At 41.2% G+C, this 8,824-nt stretch carries 8 protein-coding genes and 1 pseudogene; 7 read left to right on the top strand and 2 right to left on the bottom strand.

The annotated features are described in order from the left end of the window. A partial coding sequence (locus GPLA_RS05910) for an IS3 family transposase (RefSeq protein WP_040514005.1) occupies positions 1-301 on the top strand: 301 nt, incomplete at its 5' end. Positions 302-373: 72 nt separating this feature from the next. Here GPLA_RS05910 and GPLA_RS05905 read toward each other — a convergent pair. Further along, a complete protein-coding gene (locus GPLA_RS05905; protein WP_007103944.1) occupies positions 374-877 on the bottom strand; it encodes a hypothetical protein in 504 nt (167 codons plus the stop codon). Positions 878-1,081: 204 nt separating this feature from the next. After that, positions 1,082-4,081, bottom strand: coding sequence for a Tn3 family transposase (locus GPLA_RS05900; protein WP_007103943.1), 3,000 nt, complete (start codon positions 4,079-4,081; stop codon positions 1,082-1,084). Between the two features lie 373 nt (positions 4,082-4,454). Here GPLA_RS05900 and merR point away from each other — a divergent pair, with 373 nt between their 5' ends. The 6 genes and pseudogenes from merR to GPLA_RS05870 form a co-directional block, all read left to right on the top strand. Then, positions 4,455-4,841 (top strand): Hg(II)-responsive transcriptional regulator, encoded by a 387-nt coding sequence (gene merR, locus GPLA_RS05895; protein ID WP_006991283.1) that lies wholly within the window; start codon positions 4,455-4,457, stop codon positions 4,839-4,841. Positions 4,842-4,990: 149 nt separating this feature from the next. Then, positions 4,991-5,338 carry a mercuric transporter MerT family protein gene (locus GPLA_RS05890; RefSeq protein WP_007103942.1) on the top strand — a complete coding sequence of 116 codons (348 nt, stop codon included), beginning with the start codon at positions 4,991-4,993 and terminating at the stop codon, positions 5,336-5,338. Between the two features lie 53 nt (positions 5,339-5,391). After that, positions 5,392-5,664, top strand: coding sequence for a mercury resistance system periplasmic binding protein MerP (gene merP, locus GPLA_RS05885; RefSeq protein ID WP_006991281.1), 273 nt, complete (start codon positions 5,392-5,394; stop codon positions 5,662-5,664). Positions 5,665-5,680: 16 nt separating this feature from the next. Further along, on the top strand, positions 5,681-6,100 hold the full coding sequence (gene merC / locus GPLA_RS05880; RefSeq protein WP_006991280.1) for an organomercurial transporter MerC: 420 nt from the start codon (positions 5,681-5,683) through the stop codon (positions 6,098-6,100). 11 nt (positions 6,101-6,111) lie between these two features. Beyond that, a complete protein-coding gene (merA, locus tag GPLA_RS05875; protein WP_006991279.1) occupies positions 6,112-7,551 on the top strand; it encodes a mercury(II) reductase in 1,440 nt (479 codons plus the stop codon). Between the two features lie 743 nt (positions 7,552-8,294). Continuing rightward, positions 8,295-8,816, top strand: a pseudogene (locus GPLA_RS05870) (transposase); the annotation flags it as partial. Positions 8,817-8,824: the final 8 nt, after the last annotated feature.

Raw genomic sequence — 8,824 nt, 5'->3', positions numbered from 1 at the left:
AGTACACAGTGATCAGGGCAGTCAATATGCCAGCGGTGACTATCTAGACTTTTTAAGTGTTCATAATCTGATACCCAGCATGAGCCGCCGAGGCCATTGTTTAGATAATGCGGTTGCAGAAAGTTTTTTTCACTCACTTAAAACGGAGCGAGTGAAACGAAAAGTGTACGTGAACCGAAGTGAAGCCAAAGCGGATTTGTTCGATTACATTGAGGTGTTTTACAATCGAACTCGACTGCATAGCCACCTTGGACATGTGACCCCAGATGAATATGAAAATACATATTCACAGGCAAGTTAAGTGTCTACGAAACTGGGGGAAGATCACACATACCCTTTAGTTGTGCATTCGTTGAGCTTGATTGCCAGTACTTCAGACATGCTCTGCCCATGCCCAAAGCTTGGCGAGTTCAATGGCCAGATTCCTCTTGCCGAAAGCTTCATCTTGAAACGCCGGGCTGACGGCCTTAAACCATAGATCGCCTCTGGTTGTGTCTTTGAACCAACCGGTCTTCTTCGCAGCAATACCGATGGCAGTTCGAAGTTTGGGGCTGTCCATCCATGTGTCAATATTCTTGTCTAGCTCTTCAAGGAACTTGGATCGCACTTGGTCGTGCACGGAGAAACCCAACTCATCTTGAGCGAGCTTCACACTGGCCAATACGTTGGGCCACGGCAGATCTTGAAAGGCCCGCTCTTCCAATGAAAGCTTGTCGCTCCACACATGGACTGGAACCCCCAGCCCATCCAGCTCGGCAACGTCAGCAGCAGAAAATTGGTCTTCAGCATCTGCATCAGCAAGTACTGAAACGTCATAGCAGAGCGACTTAAAAGCCTTCGCTAGCCCCTTCACCTTGCTTCCGCCACCTGCATTCAAGATTGCCACGCCGTGAAAGGAAAACGGATCTTTCTTCTTTTCTACCTGATAGTGGGGTGTTGTGCATAAACGGCATATTATTCGCTTAATGCTCTACAGGCTATACAAAACAAAGCCTACAGAGGCAGTACGTTTTTTAGAAAGTCTGGCCTAATTTCTTCGCCTCATAATACCAGCTGAAAAATCACCTCGAATTTCGATAAATTATGCTTCTAAATGTACCGTCCTGGCTAGTGCCGAGAAATCATGACTGTTTTCAGAGTCGGCAAATGAGTAGAATCCAGAAAAATTAATATGGAACCAGGCTACAGGCGAAATTCTCTTTAACGCCTCAAGGTTTTCACAGATCCCGTTATCCTCATTGAATTCTTTAAGTTCTGAGAGTATTTGTGCGTTGTAGTGAATAACACAATTGGCAATCAAGCGCGCGCATTCATTCCAAAGTGTTAACTCTGCGTGGTGACTGCCTCTGAATTTCTTACCGTTGGTTTCAGCTATGACGCGTCTTAACTGGTGAAATGCCTCTCCTCGATTAAGAGCACGTTGAACATGACGACGAAGTGTTTCACTATCAATATAATCCAGGATGTACTGCGCTTTTATTGCTCTATCATATTCCACCAAAGCTTTAAGAGTAGCAGTGTTCGATTTATACCGGCAAAGCTTCTTGATTAATACACTTTGACTGGTTTTGTGCTGCCCAAGTGAAATCATCAAGCGACAAATATTTTCCCACTCTATTGTTATTAACTCCCAATCAATAGGAACTCTCATGGAAATCAGCTGCTCTGCGTCTTCAGTGCTTTCTACCTGAAACATTTTTTCAAAGTGATCCTTGAAGGTCTTGTATCGTGGCGCAAATTGATAGCCAAAAAAGTGAAGTATGGCAAAATTATATCTATTGGCTCCATGTGTATCAGTCGATAAAATATCAGGCTTAACGTCAGAAGTGTTGTTATAAAGTAAATCAAAAATGTGATGGCTTTCGTGATCATCTGCACTAATAATTTTGCTGTTTGCCGGTATGTGGTTGAGTACCAATGTCATCGCTGATACGCCTTTGTCCTGGCCGAAGTATTTGGGTGAATATCTTGCCATTAAAGAGCTAAAACGACATTCAAATTTCTGTCCATCGATACTACCGTGCTGACCGTGCTCATCTATTTGGTAATACTCGAAGATTGGTAATGAGGCTGTCTTGTTTGAAATGGCGTCGTTTGCAGCTATCAAAGTCTCCATGCGCAAGTAATTGGCTTGTGCGGCTCGTAAATCATTGAATGAGCGATCAGAAATATTAGCTATTTTGTATAAACCGAAGTTAGTGCCATTACCCAATATACAAGCCAATATGTCATTAAGGTTGGGTTGAGTTCGCTGATATTTTGACTGAAAATGAGTAAATTCATCAAAGAAATTAGTTTTCTGGTTAACCACGCGCATCAGTTCAATGATCCCTATCTGTTCAAATTGTTCAAACACTCGGTTATTCACTGTTGGTACTGGATTTTTGACCGATAAGGACCATTTAATGGTGTTAGTCTGATCAGAATAAATCACATAATCATTTTCTCCCTGGTTGATCCGCTTGCTGGTATTTTTCATTTGCTCTTCTAGTAACCCTTTCAATCCTGCACTCAGTTCTGAAATTGTCACTTTCAGCATAGGAAGCGACATGGAGCTGCTTAATTGCTTTTGATCTGCTCTATCAATGAGGTAATCATCAAGTGGCCGGTATTGATGGCTATGATGGATATAACAAACATCGTTATCGAGCGCCTGAAGGACCTTTCGGTACAAATAACATTCAAATAGAAAAGGATCGACAGTTGGATTATATTGGTCATCGTTTTGGAGATAGGCTAAATCCGAATTACGGATCAGCTCCTCATCTATCGTCTTTATTTCTCCGTATTGACGGATCTCCTGCTTTGCCAAATTGACTTGATTTGCCAGTTCAAAATGAGCTTTGTCGATTTCAAATTCCAGGGTTAGAAAGAGTCGCCTTAAATTTCGCCTGATCGTGGCTTTATTTTGACTATAGTATTGCCAGATAAATTGTTTTTTATCCAATTCTACTTTTTCCATAAAATCAGCCACAGATGCCAAATCGGATTGAGGTAAGATTTTATAGATCTTATTGAGCAAAGCCTTTGCCAACATAGTCTCATCATTAGCACCGCTGGCCAGTACGTGTAAGACATCCGATACTTTTTTAACCTGTTTGCCGAGTCGGCTAGCTTCTTTGGCTATTTGTTTATCGCTATATTGGCTTGCGCTCTGCCCGTATTTTCTGAGCCCTCGATAAAAACCGTTAGTCAAATTATCATTGATGTAGCCATAACGTTGACAGAGAAATGAAACCACATATATACAGGCCTTAGCCGGTGAAAATTGTTTCAACTGAGAGGTTCGGTAGTTTTGAAACATATCACTGTAAAAAGAGATATTGCCATCAGAAATACGTGCTTGTTCCAAGATGCTTTTTGCTTGTTTAAATATTGGCTCTAGTTTTTGTTTATCTTGTAATTCTCGACTTATTTCTCCAAAAGTAAAATCTTTAGCCTGGTTTCGCAGAGTACGAAATTCGTCTGTTGTCTGATGCGGTGCTAATAAAGCGGTAATGTAATCCTTAATACTGCCCTTGAGTTGTCTATTAAATAAAGTGATAAGTCGTTCTTCTTCTTTGTTTAATGCCTGGCTTACAATACTTTGAATTCGAGAAAGGGCCGGTAATGCAATCCATTGCTGATTCAAATAAGTCACGCACTCGTCGAATACCGTTTTATTGTCAGCTCGGATGGCAACCGCTGAATCAGCTTGCTCATGCAGCCTCTTTTGATGTTGTTCTGAAAAGCGTTGAAAGCCAGTTAACGAGAAGACCTTTTGGTAGATGTTTGATTTGGCATCTTTGTTTAGGTTCTTGCGAATCAGCCGGGCTTTTGGAAAATAACGTGCATAAATGTGGGTAAGGTCACTTTTTACCATTCCCCAGGTGAAAGTTAGCGTAACCGGCTTTGCCTTAAAATAGCCCAGCAACAAGATGAAATGTGCTTTATTCTGCACAATTCTGAATTGCTTGAGCGTTGATGTTTCGAGATCATTTAGGTTGAAAAAGTAGTTGCGGTCATTCTCATTAAAGTGCGGCGGATCATATAAGTCTCGGTATTCGACAGTATCATATTGGTATTTCGATAATAGCGACAATTCAAACTAGGCGAGACATTCTCGCCAGTCTATTTGGGTCATAGGGGCCGTTGAGTAGTCTTGGATAAAGACAAAAATTGCCTGATAGCTGACGTAAGCATTTGTTGATTTTAGCTTTATTGATTGAGAAGAAAGTGCCAGGAGCAGATCGTCATTCGACAATGATCGAACTGGCGATTCTAACTGATTGCAGACATTCACCAGATTCGAGCGCATTTTTTTACTGCTGTGCCCAAAAATAACCACCCTCATCATGGTCACCATTAAACGCGCCCGTTGTTCGGAGTTGGAATACCTTTTATTATTTCCAAGTTCTAATATCTTGTGTTATCAAGAATATTTGAACTTATGAATTGTTGAGGATTGATAATTAATGTCAGGCACGATCAGTAAAATAGCAAAGCAAATCGGGATCAATCCAGAGACCGTTCGATTTTATGAGCGCAAGGGTTTAATCAAACAGCCTGTTAAACCTTTACAGGGCTATAGAATATATCCAATAGAAATCGTGAATAGAATTCGCTTCATAAAACGTTCTCAAGAATTGGGGTTTACGCTACATGAAATTGAGGGGCTACTATCACTAAGTGATAACCCTTGTCATCAAGTCGAGGAGCTAGCCAAAAAAAAGCTAATTGCTGTTCAGGCCAAACAAGCAGATTTACTGCTTTTGGAAAAAGCACTGCTAGAAAATATAGCCCAATGTCAACGTAATGAGGATGAGACTTGTTGCCCCATCATAGATTCATTGCAGCCTTAGCTAAGGCGGTATCACTAAGATCCTACCTATAATTGCTTTAAAAGCGAACTACCCACTTTCAGTTTTTTCAATATTTTTCAAAAAAACTCATTGACTCCGTACCGTGGTACATAACTTATCGTTGCGGCATAAGTTAATGAGGTACTCATATGAGTCAAAACGAATCAAATCTTCCAATGGTAGGCGGGATCATTGCGGCAATCGGTGCAGGCGTATGTTGTGTAGGCCCTCTAGTGTTATTGCTCTTGGGCATTAGCGGTTCATGGATAAGCAACTTAAGCGCATTTGAACCTTATCGCCCTGTATTTATTCTAGTTGTTGTGCTGTTACTCGGGTACGCGGGGTGGAAGATTTATCGCCCAATAGAGGAATGTGAACCAGACAGCGCCTGCGCAATCCCCGTAACAAGACATCGTCGTAAAGTCACTTTTTGGCTTACCACTGCATCAGCAATTATTTTGATCACTAGCAACTATTGGATACTTTGGTTTGTTTAACTTTTCAAACACATATTGTGTCAATACAACCTATTAAAATTTGGAGTCAAACAATGAAAAACACATTCTTTTTAATCGCTTTACTTTCAAGCTCAAGCGCATTGGCGACAATTCAAACGGTCACGCTTAATGTACCGAACATGAATTGTGTTACTTGTCCTATCACCGTCAAAAAATCATTAACAAATGTGGATGGTGTTAAAAAAGCGGATGTTACTTATGCAACTAAGCTAGCTGTTGTTACTTATGATGATGAGAAGACCAATATTGAAGCACTTGTAAGTGCAACAACCAATGCTGGTTATCCTTCTGTCGTGAAAGATTAAAAAGAGGCTAAAACTAGTGGATCGTCTATTAAAGTATATTACACAAATTGGCGACAAAGCAGGCTCACTTGGCGCATTGGTTTCTGCCATGGGATGCGCGATGTGTTTTCCAGCTATTGCTAGTTTGGGCGCAGCACTTGGGTTGGGCTTTCTCAGCCAATGGGAAGGGGTGTTTATCAATACTCTATTACCATTTTTTGCATGGGTTGCGCTAGCTCTTAATGCACTGGGCTGGTTAAGTCATCGCCAGTGGCATAGAAGTGCACTTGGCATGATAGGCCCTGTTTTCTTATTACTCTCACTTTACCCTTGGTTCCAGTATGCGTGGAGTACATACGTAACGTATTCCGCATTGGCATTTATGGTTGTCATTTCAATATGGGATATATTTTCCCCCGCAAATCATCGTTGTGACGATGCATCCTGCGCAATATAAGGTTTTTAATAATGTCTAGTAATAATAAAGATACGCTCAGCTATGCCGGATCAGACCAGTTACATGTTGCGATTATAGGCAGTGGTTCCGGTGCATTTGCATGTGCTATCAAAGCTGCTGAAAATGGCGCAAGAGTCACTATGATCGAAGGTGCTGATATCATAGGTGGCTGTTGTGTCAATATCGGTTGCGTGCCCTCCAAAATATTGATCCGTGCAGCGCAATTGGCACACCAACAACGCGTCAACCCATTTGATGGCATTGCTGACAATCAACCAAAAATTAACCGCTCTTTGCTAGCAGCCCAACAAACGGCTCTCGTAGAAGAGTTGCGAAGTGCCAAGTACCAACGGATTTTAGATAACAATCCTGCTATAACTTTATTAAAGGGTTATGCGCATTTCAAAAATGAAAATACTTTGCTTGTCGGGGTTTCAGATGGAACAGAAGTAGAGGTTCACACTGACCGCACATTAATTGCGACAGGAGCTACACCGACTATCCCACCGATAAATGGCTTAACAGGTACACCCTACTGGACATCAACGGAAGCTTTATTTGCAGAAGAATTGCCAGATAGTTTAATCGTAATTGGCTCCTCTGTTGTGGCTATTGAAATTGCCCAAGCCTATGCGCGTATAGGTAGCAAGGTGGCTATATTGGCACGTCATTCGCTATTGTATGCTGAAGATCCACTTCTAGGCGAGAAGTTATCTGAGTGCTTTGAAAAAGAAGGCATTCGCATATTAAATAATACCCAAGCAAAAAACGTTAGCTACTACGGAAATTCATTTACTGTAGATACTAATGAAGGGATCTTACAATCTGACAAATTACTTGTTGCTACTGGTCGTCATGCAAATACAGCGCAGCTTGGTTTAGACAAAGTTGGTATTAAAACGGATAAAAGTGGCGCCATTTTGGTCAATAATAAAATGCAAACTTCAACCGCTAATATTTATGCCGCGGGGGATTGCTCCGACATGCCACAATTTGTTTATGTAGCCGCAGCAGCGGGCAGCAGAGCAGGCATTAATATGACAGGTGGTGCAGCTAGGCTCGATTTATCGACAATGCCTGCTGTTATCTTCACAGACCCACAAGTTGCCACCGTGGGTCTTACAGAGGAGCAAGCCGTAACAGGGGGCTATGAGGTCATTACTCGTGTGTTAGATATGGAAAATGTGCCACGAGCATTGGCCAATTTTGAAACGGACGGTTTCATTAAACTGGTTGCAGAAAAACTAACAGGCAAAATTCTTGGCGCACAAATACTCGCCCATGAAGGCGGAGAAATTATTCAAAGCGCGGCTCTGGCAATCCATAATAATATGACGGTAGATGATCTCGCTGGGCAATTATTCCCATATTTGACCATGGTGGAAGGTTTAAAACTTTGTGCTCAAACCTTCAGTACAGATGTTAAGGAACTATCCTGCTGTGCGGGATAAACCTTTATCTTTTTTAATCAATTAATAAGGAGAACTATACGATGATATGCTCAACTTGTGGCTGTTCACTAATCAGGTTAGGGATTAATTTCTCCCAAGCGCCAAGGGTAATGTACAAATCTGTGGAACATTTTTTCTGTTGTCAGGGATGTTTAACTATCTTTGAACAAGAACCAGAAAAACTTCTGGGAGAAACTTCGGATATAAAGATTTGTCCTACATGTCTAGCAGAAAAACCATCGGCACATTCCGTGCCTTATAAGCATAACGGCCATGAATTACGTTTTTGTCGTTGCCCTTATTGTCTGGATACATTTAAAAAGAACTCGCAGTATTACATCGACAGACTAGAAGGAAAAACAGACTTTAAAGGTCTTTTTTCCTATGACGAAAATGCTTGTTGTCATTGACCAAATAACTTCATAATTTGGTGTCGAAAATGTCTTTGTAAGAACAACTGGTTTCGTTTTTATTTCCTAATGATTCGAATGACTATAAACTCAGTTCTCCAGTAATAGTCGAAGGCGTTCTCGACTGTCTCTTATCACTCAAACCAAACATAAACATGGCTTGGAATATCAACATTGCTTATGTCAGCAATGTCGCCAGGCTGTGTAAAAACTATTGATCACCTTTTGGTCTAAGTATGTGATGTTTATGATCAATCAGTCTTAGCCACCGATCCAACTTTAAGACCTAATTTAGTATAATAAAATGGTAAGCCAAACCAGAGTTTATCTGACATGTCTCACCATATTAAAGGTCAACCAATACACCAATCGACACTCTTCCCAGAAGCAATAGATGACTTTGTTACCGAAGATAATCCAGTTCGAGTTATCGATATGTTTGTTGACCACCTTGATTTATTAGACTTAGGTTTTGAGACCGTTAACCCAAAGCTAACCGGCCGCCCAGGCTACCATCCTGCCACTATGCTAAAACTCTACATCTATGGTTACTTAAATCGCATTCAGTCATCTCGCCGGCTAGAAAAGGAAAGCCATCGCAACGTGGAATTAATGTGGTTGCTTGAGCGTTTAAAGCCTGACTTTAAAACCATCGCCAACTTTAGGAAAGATAATGGCAAGGGGATTAAAAATGTCTGCCGCAGGTTTGTTGAGTTATGTCGTCAACTCAACATGTTTGACGATTCAGCCTTCGCCATCGATGGCAGTAAATTTAAAGCCGTCAACAACAAATCCAAGAATTATACGCCCACCAAAGTTCAGGCTCATATCGAGCGAACAGAAAAGAGTATTCAACAATAATT

The sequence above is a fragment of the Paraglaciecola polaris LMG 21857 genome (assembly GCF_000315055.1).
GTDB classification, from domain to species: domain Bacteria; phylum Pseudomonadota; class Gammaproteobacteria; order Enterobacterales; family Alteromonadaceae; genus Paraglaciecola; species Paraglaciecola polaris.
The sequence above is the reverse complement of the archived record's forward strand: the minus strand, read 5'-3'. Positions and strand labels throughout refer to the sequence as shown.